We start from the raw sequence: 19,136 nt of genomic DNA, 5'->3' as shown, positions 1-19,136 counted from the left end.
ACAATGATGAAGATAACTCACTTACTGCGCCACGCTTTAATCACCATAACGCTCACAGCGGTGGTCGGCTGTGCACAACCAGTAGCCAAAATTGACCGCCAGGCACTGGTCAGCCGCCATAACCCAGCCTTAAATAAAATTGACTGGCACTCACCTTTTACACTGGGCAACGGCCAGTTTGCTTTTACCGCCGATGTAACCGGTTTGCAAAGTCTGGCTGATGATTATTATGCCAAGGGCACACCGCTGGAAACCAAGGCGCGTTGGGCATGGCACAGCCACCCTAATCCTAATCACTATAAGTTGAAAGACACTTACGTCAGTTATCAGGCCTATTCGACTGAGGTTGATTTTCCCACCAATATGGATGGAGACGCCGGGCAATGGTTACGCCAGAATCCACACGATCTGCCACTAAGCCGTATTAGTCTGCTATACAACAACCAGCCACTGACTGCGGATAAAATTGGTAAAATCCAGCAATCACTGGATTTATGGCAGGGTGAACTAACCAGTCAGTATCAGATAGATGGTGAACCGGTTGAATTACGCTCAAGCGTGGCACAAAGCACAGACAGCCTGGGATTTAACATTCATTCGGCCCTGATTGATAAAGCGCAGTTAGCGGTAAAATTTGCCTTTCCACGCGGCTATGATTTACAGGTTAAAAATACCCCTGATTTAATCTGGAACGCAGAGGCGCACCACACCAGTGTAGTCAGTCAGGATGCACATTCTGTGGTGTTCAAACGAGAGGTAGATGATCATCAGCACTGGCTGAAAATAAGCTGGCAGGGCGACGCCAGCCTCAACCAACTCGCCCCCCAGCAATATGTGTTAACTCCGGCTAAAGGCAACAATAACCTCGGTGTTACTGTGCAATTCAGCCAGCAACCGGACGGATTCAACCAATATGATTACGCTCAGATAACGGCAGATGCCAGACAAGGCTGGCAAAACTTCTGGCAATCTGGCGCAGCGATTGATTTTTCCGGCAGCCGCTCAGCTCAGGCCAAAGAGCTGGAACGCAGGGTAATACTCAGCCAGTACCTGATGGCAGCGCAGGAACGTGCTGATATTCCAGCACAGGAAACCGGGTTAACCAGCAGCAGCTGGTATGGCAAATTTCACACCGAAATGAGCTGGTGGCACAGCGCACACTGGAGCCTGTGGCAGCGTGGCCAATATACTCAAAAAGTACTCGACTGGTATGTCGCCCATCTGCCGGTCGCACAACAAACTGCCAAAGACCGTGGATTAAGCGGCGCACGATGGTCAAAAATGGTCGGCCCGGATGGGCGTGAAAGCCCGGGTGGTAATCCATTGATTATCTGGAACCAGCCTCAACCGATTGATTTAGCAGAACGTTTATATCAAAGCACCGGCGATAAAAAACTATTGCAGCGTTATGCTGAACTGGTGATGCAAACCGCTGATGCACTGTCATCCATGCTGGTTTACCAACCACAGTTAAACCGTTATTCACTGCTTCCACCCATCTGGATCGCGCAGGAACACTATGATGTAACCCAATCACAAAATCCCAGTTTTGAACTGGCTTACTGGCGCACAGCCCTGATCACCGCGCAAAAATGGCGCAGTCGTTTAGGATTACAAGCCAATCCACAATGGCAACAACAAATTGAAAAACTGGCCGCGCTGCCGCAAAAAGATGGAAAATACGTCGCGATTGAAACCATTCCCGACACCTTTGACAACATAGAAAGCCGTAACGACCACCCTGCCATGCTGGCACTGTGGGGGCTACTTGAAGACCAGCGCACCGACAAACAGGTGATGCAAAACACACTGGATGCGGTGCTCAGAGACTGGGACTTCGCCACCCGAATCTGGGGCTGGGACTACCCCATGATCGCCATGACCGCCACTAAACTTAACCGGCCGCAACAGGCTGTTGATGCCCTGCTTATGGACGCACACAACAACCACTATATGGTGAATGGAAACTGCCCTCAGCAAAAAGTCGGTCTACCGGTTTATTTACCGGCCAATGGCGCACTTTTATCCGCGGTTGCCATGATGGCGATGCAGCAACCAGAAAGCAGCACACGTGGTTTTCCGGCTGATGGTAGCTGGCAGGTTAAAACCGAAGGTTTCACTCATGCAAATACACAATAATAAAGGATCAACTATGAGCAAGTTCATCAAACTGGCTTCTTTACTGGCACTGAGCGCAATCAGTGCCTGCAGTCAGCAACAGCCGTCAGCGTCAAACCAGCCGCTTAAACAACAAAGCTTAAAACAAAAATATCAGGATTATTTTTATGTGGGAGCAGCGGCAGATCAAAACAGTTACATTGATCACGCCGAGCTGCTAAAAACCCATTTTTCCAGCATGACCACCGAAAATGAAATGAAATTCGAATCGCTGGAACCCAGTCAAAACCAGTTTGATTTTGCGCTGGCAGATAAAATGGTGGCCTTTGCCAAATCCAATCAGATGCAAATGCGCGGTCACGCACTGGTGTGGCATCGCCAGACGCCACAATGGGTATTTTTTGACGAGACAGATAACAAACGCAGCAAAGATCAGGTGCTGGCCATTATGAAAAACCATATTGATAATGTGGTGGGTCATTTCAAAGGCAAGGTCGATTACTGGGATGTGGTCAACGAAGCCATTATGGATGACGGCAGCATGCGCACCGAAAACGAAAGCGCCGATGACCAGAAAAGCTGGTGGTACGGCACCATTGGCAAAGACTATATTGCAGCAGCGTTTCATTATGCCCATGCAGCCGATCCTAACGCCAAACTGTATTACAACGACTATTACAACTATATTCCGGCGCGCCAGCAGGCAATTTATGACTTATTAAAATCACTGCTGGAGCAAGGGGTACCTATTGATGGCGTTGGTCTGCAAGCCCATTTAAATACCATTCCATCGGATGATCCAAATCATCAGTCCTATTATCAATCGATTGAAAATCTGGAAAAAGCGATTCAACTTTACGCCTCGCTGGGACTGGATGTGCAGATAACCGAACTGGATGTGTCTTTGTATATAGGCGGTCACAAGTATGAAAAAAGTGATTTTTATACCGCCGATACCATTCCCGCAGAGTTAGATGAGAAACAGGCACAGCGTTATGCGGATTTATTTGCCATGTTCAGACGCAATAGCCAGCACATCAGCAATGTGACCTTCTGGGGCATTGCCGATGATAATACCTGGTTATCCGAGTTTGATTCCGGCCGTGAGGATTTTCCAATGTTATTTGATGTTAAGCATCAACCCAAATCGGCGTTTAATGCGGTAATGGATTTCTAGACTTATTTAGCTGGCAGGCCAGCCCAGCCTGCCAGTTACATAAATTTAACAACTCAAAAATCAGAATTTGCCATAGCCGCATAGCTTAGCAACACACACACTGATGGCCAGTACATTAAAGAGAAGCTAATTATGTATTTAAGCCATGTTCGCCGCATGATGTTGGTTGTTTTATGCTGTATCGCACACAACCAGCTTGCAGTCGCCAATACCGTCAGCACCAGCCAATTTAATGAAACCGGCATTCACCCATGTGAGGCGCTGAGTTTTAAAGCTATGTCGCAACTCCCCGAGATAACAGCCTTACCCAATCCATTTTTAAAAACCGATGGCACAACAATCACTGACAAATCAGACTGGCCTTGTGTACGGGCACATACCCGCGTCTTGTTTGAACGATTCGAACTAGGTGAAAAGCCGCCTAAACCACAAAAAGTCAGCGGAAAACTGGAGGGAGAAAGCCTAACGGTTAACGCTACACACTTACAGCAATCGATTAGTTTTAATACCAAAGTGCACTATCCCAGCAAAGGCAAAGCACCCTATCCTGCGGTGATTTCAATCGGCTGGTATTGCTTAAACAAACAAGCGCTGGATGATGCAGGCATTGCGGTCATTGAGTTTAACAACAACGAGATTGCCGAGCAGCAAAACACCGGCTCACGCGGTAAAGGCAAATTTTATCAGCTGTATGGCAGCCAACATTCTGCCAGTGCCATGATCGCCTGGAGCTGGGGTATAAGCCGTATAATTGATGTGCTGGCCGACTCCGGCCAACAGCAAATCGATACCAAACATATTGGCGTGACCGGCTGTTCACGTAACGGCAAAGGCGCGATTGTCGCGGGTGCTTTTGATGAACGTATTGCCCTGACCATTGCACAGGAATCCGGCTCGGGTGGGTCTGCCAGCTGGCGCATCTCTGACTATCAACAAAGTCAGGGGCAAAACGTGCAAACCCAAAAGCAAATCGTCACTGAAAATGTCTGGTTCCGTGATAACTTCAAACAATTCAGCGGCCACACCACCAAAATCCCGGTCGATCATCACCAGCTGATGGGCATGATTGCACCTCGTGGATTATTGGTTATCGAAAACACTTCCATGGAATGGCTGGGTAACCAAAGCACCTACCTCACAGCCAAAGTCGCACACAGCATTTGGCAGGCATTGGGCGTACCGCAGAATATGGGTGTGTCGCAACTTGGAGGACATAAACACTGCCAATTCCCCGATGCTCAGTTGCCTGAGTTAAATGCCTTTTTAGCACGGTTTTTACTGGATGATAAAAAGGCTGATACGCAGGTGATGAAAACCGATGGAGAGTTTGATACTAGCGTAGAAAAATGGCAGCGATGGAACTTACCTGACTTATAGTGGCGACGATTAACATAGGGACGTTAGAGAATGCACTGCAATCTGCTGCGGCAACATTCCCCATAAAAGTAAGATTGAGTGAATTAAAACCTGTAATTAAAACCAAGGTTAATACTATCCCAACTTTGCGAAATACCAGATAACGGTTCCCAGTCTGGCAGAACCTGATATTCAATAAATAGTTCTACATTTTTTGTCACGTGATAATCCACACCGACACCATAGGTAAATCCATTCTCGGTAAAAGTCATAGATGGAGGTGAAGTATTCACGCCTGTCAGATTGCCTTGTGAATCTGTTGTTGATTCAAATAAATCTTGTTCTGCTTTTGTTTTTGAATACCCGGCGATCCCATAAAAACTAAATTGGTTCGCAAAAGGATAAGCTGCTTTTATTAGTATTGAGCCTTGATACTTTATGTCTCTATCCAGACTCACTTTGTCGAAATTAGTAAAATCCAGTACTTCCGAGCTTCCAGACGTACCCTTTGAGTAACGAGTCTGAACTGAAAAGTACTGGTTGAACTGATAACCAACTGTCAGACCAAAGGTATTTAAATCACGGTCATTCACTTTCTGTGATGTAAATAAACTACCAACATGCCAATTGTTTTTCTCTGCGGCAAAAGCCGAGGAAATAACACCAGATATAAGAATGCACAATGTGGCGATAGATTTTACTGCTTTCATATAAAGTCCTTTTCATTGAGTTTGTTTTAATTACAAAATTTTATTAAAAATAATAAGTTGATTAACCAGCTCTGGCTGCGCCTTAAATCACCTGAAATAAACTAACTATATCCATTGCTGTTTATCAGCAGCCACTGTCACCTGTGACTCCACCTCACCCGTATGGGCAGTCGTTGCAGGCTCAATCATCATAAAATGGGTATCGGGTTCCGCAATAGGGCAATGCTCAACCCCTTTAGGCACCACAAACATTTCCCCTTCGGCTAGTTCAATATTGCGATCACGTAACTGCAGGGTGAGATGACCTTTAAACACAATAAACAGCTCATCTTCATTGTCGTGTTTGTGCCATACCAGTTCACCACTTCCTTTAGCAATCTTGACCAGTTGTCCATTAGATTCTGCAAGGATTTTAGGCGTCCATGTTTCATCAAATAATGAGAATTTTTCAGCGATATTAATTTTATTCATAAAGGTCTGCTATGGCTTCCGTGGCATTTAAACAGATCGAGTTAAACATAAAATGAATGAAGGGTTAACATACATAGTTTGCGTAATGTAAAGCGACAGCAAAGCTCATATTTAGGAACCAAAGATGACAAAATAAAAACACAATCCACTTGTCAGACGTTGGATAACAACTTAACTCACCAATTGTGTACGTAACATTTCAACATCTCGTCTGGGCGAAACACCAAACAAACGGCTATATTCCCGATTAAATTGTGATGGGCTCTCGTACCCGACCTTATAACCCGCACTGGCAGCATCTAAATCATCATTTAACATCAGCCTTTTTGCTTCGTTCAGTCTTAGCCATTTTTGATATTGTAGTGGCGTCATACTGGTCAAACGACGGAAATGGCTGTGAAATGTGGTGGTACTCATTTGAACCTGAGAAGAGAGTGCATCAATACTCAGAGGTTCGGAAAAATGAAGACAAAGCCAGTCAATTGCCTTGGCAATTTTATATCCCTGCCCTTCAACTGATGCGATTTGACGTAAACGACTGCCCTGATCACTGGTCAGTAATCGATAATGGATCTCACGCATTACCCCGGGTAACAAAGCTGAAACCGCTTCCGGCTCATCCAGCAACGAGACTAAGCGCTGAAAAGACTCTAATAACTTGTCGGTAACACGCCCCGTACCGACACATCCTTCAGTAACATCACTTTTAGATGGAACTTCACCATGTGCCACCATTTCGGTAATTAATCGCTTATCAAGTTCCAGGTTCAGCCCAAGGCAGGGTTTTTCAGCACTGGCCGACAAGGTTTCCGACTTGGCTGGTAATTCCAGCGATGTTATGAGGAAACGTGTAATGTCGTAGGGGTAGGTTTTGTCTCCGGCATACATTTGTTTATCCCCCTGCACCACCAGCACCACGCTGGGTTTAATCAGGCAAAAAGCAGGTGGCAGAGGTGTCTCCCGACGAAATAAATTGAGTCCGGGAATCGCGGTCGCGTAATCTAAATGCCCCGCACTCCATCGATCAATAATTGGAATTAAAGACTGCTGTAACGGTATCAGGGATGCGTTCACTTTTTTTACTCCACTGCTGTTAAGACAATAACAAAAAACATACAATCATCGAACAAGTCCATATAATGCAAAACCTAAAGCTTACCTTACATTTAAAAAATCTTATCATAAAAAAACACTCGTCCGTAGGATTAGGCAATATAAACAAACTATAGTGATACCTGCTTTAACACCTGTTCATTGATAATTAAATCCGGTTTATAACGATGGAGACTTCTCAATGAGCGTACAATCAGATACCCATAACGACACTACATACGATGTTAATCGCCGCAATGTACTCAAGGCAGCGGGAACAGGCATCGCAACCATGAGCCTGATCGGCTTAAGCGCCGAAACGGCCAACGCCACACAAGCTTTAACACTTAGCAATGAATGGGATAAAACGTTCCCTAAAAGTAACAAGGTCAATCACGCCAAGGTAAGTTTTGTCAACCGTTACGGCATCACGCTGGCTGCGGATCTATATCAACCGAAAGACAGTAATACACAACATGCCGCGATTGTTGTTTGTGGGCCTTTTGGCGCGGTAAAAGAGCAATCATCAGGTCTTTATGCACAAACCATGGCGGAAAGAGGTTTTGTCACACTGGCATTTGATCCTTCTTTTACCGGCGAAAGTGGTGGTGAACCGCGTAATGTGGCCTCACCTGATATCAATACAGAAGATTTTAGCGCGGCAGTAGATTTTATTGGCTTATTACCAAGCGTTGATCGTGAGCGCATGGGCGTGATTGGTATCTGCGGCTGGGGCGGTATGGCGTTAAATGCGGTTGCAGTGGATAAACGAGTTAAAGCGGTCGTAGCGAGCACTATGTACGATATGACCCGTTTATTCTCGAAAGGTTACAACGATAGTGTTACCCAGGAACAACGCACAAAAACCCTGGAACAGCTTGGTGAACAACGCTGGAAGGACGCAGAAAACGGCAGCCCGACATACGGCCCGGTATCACTCGAACTGAAAGGTGGGGAACCTCAATTTGTTGTGGAGTATGCGGCTTATTACAAATCTACAGAGCGTGGTTTTCATCCAAGAGCAATCAATTCGAATGCGTCATGGACTGTTACAACACCTTTGTCGTTTATGAACATGCCGATCCTAAGTTACATTGATGAAATATCTCCGCGACCTGCGCTCTTCATCCATGGAGAAAAAGCGCATTCCAGATATTTCAGTGAAACGGCCTTTGCAGCAGCAGCCGAGCCTAAAGAACTGATGATAATTCCGGATGCGACTCATACCGACCTTTACGATCAGTTAGATGTGATCCCATTTGACAAAATAAGCACGTTTTTTCAACAGAATATCTAACCAAATCCCCCGGCTTGAAACTGTTTTTTCATCGGTTGATGGCCGGGAATCTGTTTTTTCCCCAATGCAAAAAATCACTTATCACAAAGAATTGTCAGGATAATTATTAATGAATCATGTTGATGAAGCCCCATTAAATCAAGGTATGGATAGCAAGCCAGTTGCTCACTGGGGAGGTGTGTTTGCCATGTCACTTTGTGCTTTTGCGATGGTAGCGTCGGAGTTTTTACCAGTCAGCTTATTAACTTTAATGTCTGATGATCTAAGTGTCAGTGAGGGGGCAATTGGTCAGGGTATTTCTATATCTGGCCTGTTTGCATTAATAACTGCCTTATCTATTTCATCACTTGCAGGCAATCTAAACAGACGTACCTTAATGCTTGGTTTAACCGCTATTATGGTCATTGCCTCTTTGATGGTGGGTTTTGCCCCTAATTATATTATTTATATGACGGGACGAATTCTGGTAGGTATAGCTCTCGGCGGATTTTGGTCATTATCGGCTAAAGCCGCGATGTTACTTGTGCCTGACTATGCAGTACCCAAAGCCCTCGCTACTTTTAATGCAGGCAATGCCCTTGCTATGGTTATTGCCGCTCCTCTGGGTAGTTCAGGGCGTGTTAATCTTTGCGGTATGAATTTTGTTCAAGTTCAACATTTTTTGATCGCGAAGCCGGGTTGCAGGCTTAGTGGGTCTAAGTCAAAACCCGACGACAAAGAGCAAAAGGTGTTGAATTGAACCCTCTGGGCAGTGTTTGTAGGGCTTTTCTACGGCGTTATCACTCATTTATGTAGAATAACTACACGACATTCGTTCTGTCTTGTATAAAAACCCTACAAACGGCTGCAAAAACACACTGCAAAGATCAACACGCCCTAGCCACATTCGTTGGCTGGAGAGGCGCTTTCCTGTGTTTGGCGCCAGTGGCATTAATCACATTTGTATGGCAATGGTTTGCTCTGCCAGATATGCCTGCTAACCATCAGAAAAAAAAGCTAACAGCGATATTCTCACATTTATCCGACCACAGAATTTTACTGGGTTTTATTGCCATTACTTTCCTATTCTCTGGTCAGTTTTCGTTGTTCACATATATCAGACCTTTTCTGGAAATAACGGCAGGTGTGAATAGCTATACACTGTCTGGTATTTTACTGTTGATTGGCATCGCAGGTTTTATCGGAACAACATTTATTAACCTGTTTCTGCGCGCAAAATTTTATCTCACGCTGGCGCTCATGCCTCTGATTATGGCAATGATGGCAGCCCTTATGATATTGCTTGCCAAAGACATATCTCTATTGGTTGTTATATTGATCATATGGGGACTTGTAGCGACCGCTGCACCAGTGGGCTGGTGGACCTGGATATCACAAACCATGAATCATGACCCTGAAGCGGGTGGAGGATTAATGGTCGCCGTTGTTCAACTTGCTATTGCGTTAGGCTCAACATCCGGGGGCTTGTTATTTGATCAATTTGGTTATCAAACAACCTTCTGCTTTAGTGCGGTTTTGCTAATACTGGGCTCAGTAAGCGTCATCAAATTAAACTCAATCACTAACAAAAGTACCGTGTTACCCAACTAATCAGTCTGTTAAATATGCAGGGAATAAGGGACAGGTTATCTGTCCCTTCAACTAACGATACCTTTAGCTCAAGCCACCGTGCCGGTATGTTTCTATATAGTAGTCACCCACTTGCTAACACCTAGCGCTTCCATAATAAACTCAACCGACAAGGCCGCGAGGATCATACCCATTAATCTGGTTAGTAAGGAAGCGCCACCCAGCCCAATTAACCGAATAATACGACCTGAGAATAGTAATAGAAGCAAGGTAATCAACAACACGGATAACATGGTTGCAGTGGTAATAGCCTGCTCCACAATAGAATAAGTGTGGTTATCGGTGATTAAAATCACCGCCAGAATTGCACCTGGTGATGCAGTAGCAGGAATTGCCAATGGAAACACCGCAATATCATGCCGCGGTTCTCCGGTCTCGTCTGAGATATTATTAGAAAAGATCATCTGCAGACCAAACAGGAATAAAATAACCCCACCAGCAACCTGAAACGACAACAAACTAATACCCATCGCCCCCAGCAATAACTGACCAACAACAATGGAACCGATGAGTATCAAACCTGCATATAAAATGGTTTTATAAGCTGTTTTCTTTAATTCCTTCGCAGACAAATTCGCCGTCAACGCGGCAAACAACGCCATGGTGCCAATAGGATCGATGGTTGCCCATATAATTAAAAAATCGTGCAGGATTTTATCTGTCATATCAGTCTTTTATCGGTTGTCCAGCAGTATAATGAAACTGGAATGTGGAAATGACATTTGCTTTGTTAAGTGAAATAACAAACCCAAATTGTTATTTGATTCTTGCTATATGGGGGCTTAGACGAGATATTCAATTAGATGGCAACTCGCGCTAAAAAATACAGCCCAAACGTCTTCACTACGATTAAACACACTTATTATCTCGTTAAAAGAGGCAGTCGTTTTACCCTTTTACGCTGGTTTATATTGTGTAATTCAAGCTGAATTTGCTGAAACCTTTGCTGGATATTGCTGGAGCTTGCGCCCTCCAACATGTGCTGGATACTTTTTGCTTGTAGCAAATACTCAGTGCTAAAACCATGCTGAATCGCGGATTGTAATTGTGACAAAAAACCTTGGTTATCACCTGATGCAAGCTGGAATAGTGCCTGTTCAACATGGTTAATTGACCATTCACCTGTGTTTTGCACATCCGGCAATTCATATTCAGCACCATTCAGTATTAAAAACAGTTTCGCCATTGTGCTATAAGGGTTTGGTGCTTTTGTTAGATCAGCAAAATGGCTGATAGCCTGCTGTTGTTGTCCTTGTATATCAAACAACAATGCGTTTAAAAAACTCACCTGAAATGCGTGTGGATAATCGGCATTTAACTTATCTAGTATTGGACGTGTATTGGCATAATCTTTTGTTGCAACAAGCAGTTCCGCCCTAGCCAGTTGCACATAAGGCTGGTCTGCTTGTTCGTCATTTAATTCTTGCAAGCTTTGTGCGGCCCAACTAAACATATTTTTAGCGGTTAACACTCTTGCTCGTTCTAACTTCAGCGAAAAATTATCGGGTTGCATATCGTACACATAACTAATGCTTTGCCAGGCCTTTTCGGTTTGCCCAAGCAAACGATAGGCTCTGGCCTGTGAGACATATCCATTCACCCAGTCTGGTGCTAATTCAATGCTGCGCTGCGCATTATCAACGGCGACTTTAGCTTGCCCGGATAGTATTTGTGCATTGGCAAGTGTCAGGTAACCCCAGGCTTCAGCAGGTTTTTCCTTTATCGCTTTTTTTGCCAGGTTTACTGCTTGCTCTAATTTAAAACGGTCGGCATTAAACAGCTGATATTGGGTTTGGTAGGTCTGACTTAACACACAAAGCAGAGCAATATTAGTTGGATATAATGCAAGTAGCTTGTTTAATTCGTCACTGGCATTAACTAATTGGCTTTGGTCAGTCACATCCAAATATTGGCTTACTGCATCGGCAATTTGTTCTGGTGTTTGATGATGTGCAGAATAATGTTTGTTTGCTTGTTGGATGTCAGGTTTATCTTGTTTGAATACAAGCCATGCCAGCAGTGAACATATGCTCAATGCCAAAATAGCGTATGCAATTCGACTATTAAAACCTGTGATATTTTTAAGAGGGACAATGGGTGTTGTCGTTTCGACAACACTGCTATTTAACCGGTAACCGAGCCCTCGTTCCGCAATAATCAGGGCCTGGTTGTCAGCCCCCTGAATAACATCCCTAAGTCGGGAAACACGCTTTTTGATGGTATCTTCTGATACAACTTTACCTTGCCAAACTTGTTCAAGTAATACGTTATGCGCAACAACATTAGGGGCATTTTCGGCTAAACAAACTAAAAATCGAAAGGATAATTCGGGCAGCTCAAGTTCTGTATTTTGTCTAAATAACTTGCGCCGAGTTGAATCAAGCAGCAAAAAATCACCAATTTTATAACACGCCATAACAATCCTACATTCACATAAGTCTTTATATTAATTAGATAATTTTTCACTGTCACTAAAAGTCACTGTACGTCACTTAGTTTTTTGTCGAGCGCAGGTTAGCTTGAATACAGTTTTGAAACTTCAAGGAATATTATGCGTTTACTCTCCACCTTATTTTTACTGATTGTGTCTTGCTCGCTAACAGCACAAGAGGTGAATAAATCTCAAAAAATTGATCTTCTGTTAAACCAGTATCATCAGTTACAGCAATTTAATGGCGTCGCATTGGTTGCGCAAAACGGCCAGATCATTCTGAATAAGGGGTATGGCCAAGCCAATTTTGAATGGCACATTGATCATCAGCCAGACGGCGTATTCAGAATCGCATCACTAACTAAGCAATTTACCGCCATGCTGATAATGCAACTGGTTGAAAAAGGGAAAATTAAACTGGATGGCAAAATAAGTGATTATCTCCCAAATTACCGCCATGACACAGGCACTCAAATAACCATTCGCCAACTGCTCAATCATACTTCCGGCTTAGGTAACTTTTTCCATCTTAAGGATTATCGTCAGGTCGAAACATACAATCCCTATTCTCCGGATGAATTTATCGCAAAGTTTTGTAGCGAAGATTTGTTGTTCAAACCAGGAACACAGTTTAACTACAGCAATGCTGGATACACGATTTTGGGTAGCATTATCGAACATGTGACTAAGTTATCTTACGAACAAGCACTAAGTGCGCAAATATTCACTCCGGCAGGCATGCATCATAGTGGATTTAATGATCAAACCAAGCTGGTTAACAAGCGGGTATATGGTTACCAACGCACGTTAAATGGCGTTAAACCTGCTGCATATATTGATATGTCGGTTCCCTATTCTGCGGGCAGTATTTATTCGACAGCACAAGATTTGCTCCTTTGGGAGCAGGCACTTACTCATCATACGCTGTTATCTAAACCATTTAGTGAGGTGCTGTATCAGGTTACCCCCCACAAAAACTACGCCGCCGGTTGGGAGGTTGATAAACTTAAGGCAAGTGAGTTTGGTAAAGCCCTGACAAAATTACACCATACGGGCGGTATTCAAGGGTTTAATGCCAGTATTACCCGCATTCCTGAAGACAATTTACTTATCGTGCTTTTAAACAATACCGGCCCCGGCCCGATGACAGCCATGAGTAATAACATTATCAGGCTGATGAATAACAAACCCGCTCAACAACCAAAACTCAGATTTACCCAGCGCCTGTATAAAACAATTGATGAAAAAGGGATTGATAATGCGCTTGCCTGGTACAAACAACAGCAGCAGTTAAATAACGCTTTTAGTGAATCTGGGTTAAATCGCTTCGGTTATCAATTACTGGCAATCGATGCCAATCAGGCGGCAATCGCCTTTTTTAAATTAAATACACAAGACCATCCAGATAGCGAAAATGTTTACGACAGTTTAGCGGATGCCTATCTTGCCAATGGTGACAATCGACTCGCGCTTAACAATTTGATTAAAGCGCATAGCCTGACGTCCAATAAACACCGCTATACAGATAAAATCGCCAGGCTAAAAGAGGTTGTGAAGTAAGCTACAAATCCACGCACACTATGAATGAGTGTCATGGACGACACTTTAAATATGGCCATAACGGGTGCTAATCCATCATCGCCTTAATATGCACTGCCACGCTGCGCCCCAGCGCACTTAAGCTGTAACCCCCTTCTAAAGTCGATATCATGCGACCATAGCAGTGTTTATCAGCGATTCTTTTCATTTCAGTAGTTATCCAGTGATAATCGGTTTCCACCAGTTTGAAATGCGCCATATCATCTTCATAATGCGCATCAAAACCGGCTGAAAATAAAATCAGCTCAGGCGCAAAATTGTCGATTTTTTCCAGCCAGCTATCGGTTACCGCCTGCTGCCAGCCGTCGCCATCGGTGCCAGCCGGCAGGGGTAAATTCAGAATATGGGCATTGCCCGCCCCGACTTCAAAGGGGTAAAACGGGTATTGATAGGATGAACAAAACAACACCCGCTCATCATTAAAAAAGATGTTTTCAGTACCATTACCGTGGTGCACATCAAAATCGATAATCGCCACCCTTTTTAATCCGTATTGCGCCATCGCATGTGCTGCCGCTACCGCCACATTATTAAAAATACAAAAGCCCATAGCTTTATCGCGCTCGGCATGATGCCCGGGCGGGCGCACCGCACAAAAGGCTTGTTTGGCCTCACCGCTCATCACTTTATCCACGGCCATAATATTGGCACCGGCAGCATACAGCGCTGCATCCAGGCTTCGTGGCATCATCTGGGTATCGTCGTCCAGATGGATCATGCCGTGTTCCGGGGTTTTATCGAAAATCTCATCCACGTAGTCTTTGCTGTGCACGCGATATAAATGTTCCTTTTGTGCCGGCTCTGCAGTGAGTTTTTGCAGTGAAAAATCCAGCCCCGAGGTAATCAGCCTGTCGTTGATTGCATCCAGCCGCTCCGGCGATTCAGGATGTTCATTACCCACATCGTGCAAGGCGCAATTGGGGTGGCTGATAAACACCAGACTCATGATTTTTCCTCCAAATTCAAAATGAGTGTTAGTTCACCCGGTTCGTCAATCGGCTGGCGAACAAAACCGGCATTTTCAAACACCTTTAACATGCTTTTATTATCCTGCCGCACACAGGCATACATGCGCTCCAGCCCACGCTGTTTGGCGATATGAATAATCTCACGCAGCAACTGCGATGCCATGCCTTTACCATGAAATTGCTCGCGGGTGACAAACGCCACTTCACAGCTTTTTTCATCGGTATTGAGGTAATAACGCCCTACCGCTTTAATTTGTGATACCGAGCCTTTTTGTTTAACGATACACAAAGCCAGATCGCGGCTTTGATCCACGCTCACTAGTTCACAGGATTTTTCACGTGTCATTTGCGTCGGGTAATGGTTGTAACGATAAAACAGGGTTTCTTTGGTATGTGAATAAAAGAATTCCTGCAAGCGTCGCTCATCAGCCGGATTGAGCGGACGCAAATCGTATTCTTCGCCGTCTATGCGCAGCGGTTTAACATTAATAGAACCTAATTCCGGCACTTCACGTGGAAAGTTTTTTTGATAGTTAGGCACCCAGTAATGGTTACGCACCGCTTCTAATAGCTGCGGCCGGAAATCGGGGTGCGCGATGCGAATGAGCTCCAGTGCGCGTTCACGAATACTGCGGCCTTTTAACGAAGCGACACCAAATTCAGTCACCACATAATGTACGTGACCACGCGAGGTGACCACTCCACTGCCTTCGGTAATAGTGGGCACAATGCGCGATACCGTGCCGTTTTGTGCGGTTGAAGGCATAGCGATAATCGGTTTACCACCTTTGGACATCGCCGCGCCACGAATAAAATCAACCTGCCCACCAATGCCACTGTAAAACTGGTAACCGAGCGAGTCGGACACCACCTGTCCGGTTAAATCCACTTCCAACGCGCTGTTGATCGCCACCATATTGTGGTTACGTGCAATGTTTGCCGGCGAGTTAACATAATCCACCGGATAAAATTCCACATGCGGATTATTATGCACAAAGTCGTATAAGGCCTGGCTACCAAGACAAAAACTGGTGACCACTTTACCGGGATGAAAGGTTTTGCTGCGATTATTGATGACGCCTTTGGAAATCAGCTCAATAATGCCATCGGTAATTAATTCGCTGTGCACACCTAAATCTTTGTGATTTTGCAAATAACGCAGCACTGCATTAGGTATTTTGCCTATACCAAGTTGGATAGTACTGCCATCTTCCACCAACATAGAAACATACTGGCCAATACGTTCGGTTTTTTTATCCAGCTCAAAGCTGGGTATTTCCGGTAAGGTTTGTGGCTGCTCAATACAGGCGTGAAAATCACTGACATGCACAAAGGAATGACCACTGGTGCGTGGCATATTAGGATTAATCTGCGCCACCACATATCTGGCTTTACGAATGGCAGCAAAGACCACATCCACCGCAACGCCTAGCGAGCAATAACCATATTCATCGGGCGGTCCTACCATCACCAGCGCTACATCGATGGGCATCACATCCTGTTCAAATAACGACGGCACCTCAGATAAAAAACAGGGCGTATAATCAGCCCGGCCTTGCGCCACCGCCTGACGCATTTTGTCGCCATTGATAAAAAAGGTATTTACCTTAAATAGGTCACTGTATTGCGGTTCCACCCAGCGACTGTCTGATACGGTATTAATGTGCACCACTTCAATATCATGCAAGTCTTTACTGTGCTTAATCAGATCATCAATTAATCCATTGGGCACCGCAGCATTAGAGCCTAAAAAGATGCGGTTGCCGGATTTCAGCATTGATGCCCAGTCGGGGCGGTTTGGCAGGGCGGTATACACAAGCTCACCTTTTATTGAACAAATCCATTGGTGATCAGACTATGCCAGTCGGCATGCCAAGGCAACTTGATTGAGATCAGAAAAACACGAAAGGCATGCAGCACCAGCCTGTAAATGGTTTGGCTGGCACTGCATTAGATTTTAGAAGGTAACCTGCAACCTCAGATCGTCCTGACTATCCGATGTTACAAGCAACAGGTTTTGTTGCTGCTTGAAACTGAAATCAACGACCTTGCCATTTAAAACAACGGTTTTGGGTGCCGTGTCCGTGACAACTTCAAATACTCTGGCGTAATCCACCGCAGGACTGTTAACCACCAGTTGTTTTGCATCGCGTTTCAGGCTAATGGTTTTGTGTTTATTATCGATTAAATCCACATACTGAAACTGAGTTTCGCCTTGTTTCACAGCAGGAAAAGCGTGAATGGTTAATGTTGGTTGTTCATCGGCACGCCAGATTTTATCACTGCCGTGATACAGATTACCGCTGACAAACAGACTATTGGCTTTCACAAAACGCGGTAACTTAACCAGAGGAACCTTTAAGTCGTAGCGTTTACCACCCTGGTAACGAACAGCAGGATCATCAAAGTCACGCCAGTTTCCCTCGGGCAAATACACACTACGCTGGTTTTCAGGGGTAAACACCGGCGCCACTAAAATCGCGTCCCCAACATAAAACTCATCCCAGATCTGATAGGTATTTTTATCATCCAGATGACGGTAAGCCAGCGGCTGCATCACAGTGCCGGTTTGAGCACTGGTATGCACCAGCGAATATAAATAGGGTACCAGCGCCATACGATCATCCAGAATATGCTTAAACTGTTTCTGGAAATTGTCATCGTATTGCCATGGCATACGGTCACGACCATCACCACCAGCCCCATCGAGTTTTATTTCAAATAATCCGGTCATGCTGCCAGCTTGCATCCAGCGTAAATAGAGATCTTGCGGGATATAACCTTCGCCCTGATAACCGCCAACATCCGTTCCCCATACCGGGAAACCCATAAAACTGCTGCGTGCCGCATTGGCAAAGTTGGCCTGTAATCCATCCCAGCTAGTACGCGGATCGCCCGCCCAGATAGCACTCAAATATGGCTGGCTTCGATGAATAGCAGAACGGGTGAAGGTAATTTGATCATCACCCCATACGCTGCGTAAAGCTTCATCATGCATTTTTGTCATCAGGTAGGTATATAAATTACGGCGATAAGCCGGCAATACTGACTCGTCGGCCCATTTTTCTGACACCGGAAAAGCTTCATCCGCACGATCGATTTTGTGGCCCTTAACCCCAAACTGCAGTTGTTTATCAACCAGAGCTTGTTTAAAAGCTTGTTGTGACTGTGCATCAGACACATCGATATAACTAAAGTCGCCGTCCAGATGTTTAGCAAATGGCGTGGCACCAAAAAAGGCAGGTGTGGTCCAGGTCATAAATTCCAGACCATATTGCTCACGCATGGTATTAATCCATTTTGCAGGATCAGCAAACAGCGGTGAGAAGTTCATTTGTGACCAGCCATGGGTGCCATCACTGTAAGGTCTGTCAACAAACCAGGCGGTAAAAGGCATCTGGCGCTCGCTCATTTTGGCGATGTCATCAAGCATTTCTGCCGCACCACCGTCATTCTGGTCTCGCCAGCCAACAGGACCAAGTCCCCAGGCAGGAACCGCTTTGGGCGCACCGATTAGCGCAAAGTAGGCTTTATGAATTTGCGCGCCGTTTTTTCCCGGAAACACGTACCAGTCGAGGGTTTTACTGTCATGCTGAATGGTGTGATAACCATTGATTGCAATATCATAGGTGCCGCGCGCAAAGGTATCAAAGAAAGCGCCATACCCCAGACTGCTCATAAAAAAGGCAGAATGTGCCGATGCATAATTTTCATGAATCGAGGCTTCTTCTGCGTTCACATCCACATGCACAGTGGCATTGCGCAAATCCGGCGACAAACGGTTATCCGGCTGTAAGCCCTCGGTCAGACCAAAAATATGCGAACCTAAGTCTTTTAGTTTTAGTTTTACCTGACGACCCCAGTCCGGCGCTGAATAAAAACGGAAACCGCCATCAACTTTACTGATGGTCAGTATGGCCTGACGTGGTTGGTTGTCGTTAACAGTGCGATAAAATTCAACCCCCGGCTTAAAGCTCGCTTGCAAAACAATCTCATTTTTAGCCTGACGTTTAATTTTCCAGTTCAACGCACTTTGATAGTTAAACTGAACATCTTCCAGTGCCATTTTGACCTGACTGGCATGTGACAGCGTAATCTTTAACCCGTGATCAGTATCAACCTGCAGTGTTTGCTCAGCCAGTTGCAAACTCACCTGTTCAGCCATAACACTTATGGGCAATAAACTGACCCCCACCGCCACCAACCGGCACAGATATTGTTTTACTTTCATGTCCACTTCCATCTTTATTGGTTTATGTGTGATAACCGCTATGCAATAAGCATTTGT

The 19,136-nt window shown here is 45.0% G+C and carries 15 protein-coding genes; 7 read left to right on the top strand and 8 right to left on the bottom strand.

The features are described from left to right. Positions 1-3 precede the first annotated feature (3 nt). From H8B19_RS06345 to H8B19_RS06335, 3 genes are all read left to right on the top strand, one after another. Positions 4-2,139 (top strand): glycoside hydrolase family 65 protein, encoded by a 2,136-nt coding sequence (locus tag H8B19_RS06345; RefSeq protein ID WP_186505964.1) that lies wholly within the window; start codon positions 4-6, stop codon positions 2,137-2,139. Positions 2,140-2,152: 13 nt separating this feature from the next. Then, complete coding sequence (locus tag H8B19_RS06340; RefSeq protein WP_186505963.1) at positions 2,153-3,295, top strand: endo-1,4-beta-xylanase; 1,143 nt, start codon at positions 2,153-2,155, stop codon at positions 3,293-3,295. A gap of 132 nt (positions 3,296-3,427) precedes the next feature. Next, the gene (locus H8B19_RS06335) at positions 3,428-4,672 is read left to right on the top strand and encodes a glucuronyl esterase domain-containing protein (RefSeq protein WP_186505962.1); all 1,245 of its coding nucleotides are present in this window, start codon (positions 3,428-3,430) and stop codon (positions 4,670-4,672) included. Positions 4,673-4,755: 83 nt separating this feature from the next. Here H8B19_RS06335 and H8B19_RS06330 read toward each other — a convergent pair whose 3' ends face one another. The 3 genes from H8B19_RS06330 to H8B19_RS06320 all read right to left on the bottom strand — a co-directional run bounded on the left by H8B19_RS06330 (position 4,756) and on the right by H8B19_RS06320 (position 6,906). Further along, entirely contained in the window at positions 4,756-5,361 is a 606-nt protein-coding gene (locus H8B19_RS06330; RefSeq protein ID WP_186505961.1) for a porin family protein, read from the bottom strand. A 105-nt stretch (positions 5,362-5,466) separates the two neighbouring features. Further along, positions 5,467-5,832: a cupin domain-containing protein gene (locus H8B19_RS06325; protein ID WP_186505960.1), complete on the bottom strand. Its 366-nt coding sequence runs from the start codon at positions 5,830-5,832 to the stop codon at positions 5,467-5,469. 171 nt (positions 5,833-6,003) lie between these two features. Next, positions 6,004-6,906: an AraC family transcriptional regulator N-terminal domain-containing protein gene (locus tag H8B19_RS06320; RefSeq protein ID WP_186505959.1), complete on the bottom strand. Its 903-nt coding sequence runs from the start codon at positions 6,904-6,906 to the stop codon at positions 6,004-6,006. Between the two features lie 220 nt (positions 6,907-7,126). Here H8B19_RS06320 and H8B19_RS06315 point away from each other — a divergent pair, with 220 nt between their 5' ends. From H8B19_RS06315 to H8B19_RS06305, 3 genes are all read left to right on the top strand, one after another. Then, positions 7,127-8,221, top strand: a complete 1,095-nt coding sequence (locus tag H8B19_RS06315; RefSeq protein ID WP_186505958.1) for an alpha/beta hydrolase — start codon at positions 7,127-7,129, stop codon at positions 8,219-8,221. Between the two features lie 109 nt (positions 8,222-8,330). Beyond that, a complete protein-coding gene (locus H8B19_RS06310) occupies positions 8,331-8,960 on the top strand; it encodes an MFS transporter (RefSeq protein WP_241737509.1) in 630 nt (209 codons plus the stop codon). A 77-nt stretch (positions 8,961-9,037) separates the two neighbouring features. Beyond that, complete coding sequence (locus H8B19_RS06305; protein ID WP_186506154.1) at positions 9,038-9,811, top strand: MFS transporter; 774 nt, start codon at positions 9,038-9,040, stop codon at positions 9,809-9,811. A 92-nt stretch (positions 9,812-9,903) separates the two neighbouring features. On the opposite strand, the gene H8B19_RS06300 is transcribed toward H8B19_RS06305, so the two are convergent. Continuing rightward, positions 9,904-10,515: a MarC family protein gene (locus H8B19_RS06300; protein WP_186505957.1), complete on the bottom strand. Its 612-nt coding sequence runs from the start codon at positions 10,513-10,515 to the stop codon at positions 9,904-9,906. A 197-nt stretch (positions 10,516-10,712) separates the two neighbouring features. Continuing rightward, entirely contained in the window at positions 10,713-12,266 is a 1,554-nt protein-coding gene (locus H8B19_RS06295) for a winged helix-turn-helix transcriptional regulator (protein ID WP_186505956.1), read from the bottom strand. A gap of 135 nt (positions 12,267-12,401) precedes the next feature. Between H8B19_RS06295 and H8B19_RS06290 the strand changes: the two genes are divergently transcribed. Then, on the top strand, positions 12,402-13,841 hold the full coding sequence (locus H8B19_RS06290) for a serine hydrolase domain-containing protein (protein WP_186505955.1): 1,440 nt from the start codon (positions 12,402-12,404) through the stop codon (positions 13,839-13,841). Between the two features lie 67 nt (positions 13,842-13,908). Here H8B19_RS06290 and H8B19_RS06285 read toward each other — a convergent pair whose 3' ends face one another. The 3 genes from H8B19_RS06285 to H8B19_RS06275 all read right to left on the bottom strand — a co-directional run bounded on the left by H8B19_RS06285 (position 13,909) and on the right by H8B19_RS06275 (position 19,079). Beyond that, a complete protein-coding gene (locus H8B19_RS06285) occupies positions 13,909-14,826 on the bottom strand; it encodes a histone deacetylase family protein (protein ID WP_186505954.1) in 918 nt (305 codons plus the stop codon). Next, positions 14,823-16,664, bottom strand: coding sequence for a GNAT family N-acetyltransferase (locus H8B19_RS06280; RefSeq protein WP_186505953.1), 1,842 nt, complete (start codon positions 16,662-16,664; stop codon positions 14,823-14,825). Before H8B19_RS06280 ends, H8B19_RS06285 begins: the two co-directional genes overlap by 4 nt. A gap of 141 nt (positions 16,665-16,805) precedes the next feature. Further along, positions 16,806-19,079 carry a glycoside hydrolase family 31 protein gene (locus tag H8B19_RS06275; RefSeq protein WP_186505952.1) on the bottom strand — a complete coding sequence of 758 codons (2,274 nt, stop codon included), beginning with the start codon at positions 19,077-19,079 and terminating at the stop codon, positions 16,806-16,808. Positions 19,080-19,136: the final 57 nt, after the last annotated feature.

The sequence above is a fragment of the Neptunicella marina genome (assembly GCF_014270035.1).
GTDB classification, from domain to species: Bacteria; Pseudomonadota; Gammaproteobacteria; order Enterobacterales; family Alteromonadaceae; genus Neptunicella; species Neptunicella marina.
This window is presented reverse-complemented; position numbering and strand designations above follow the sequence as displayed.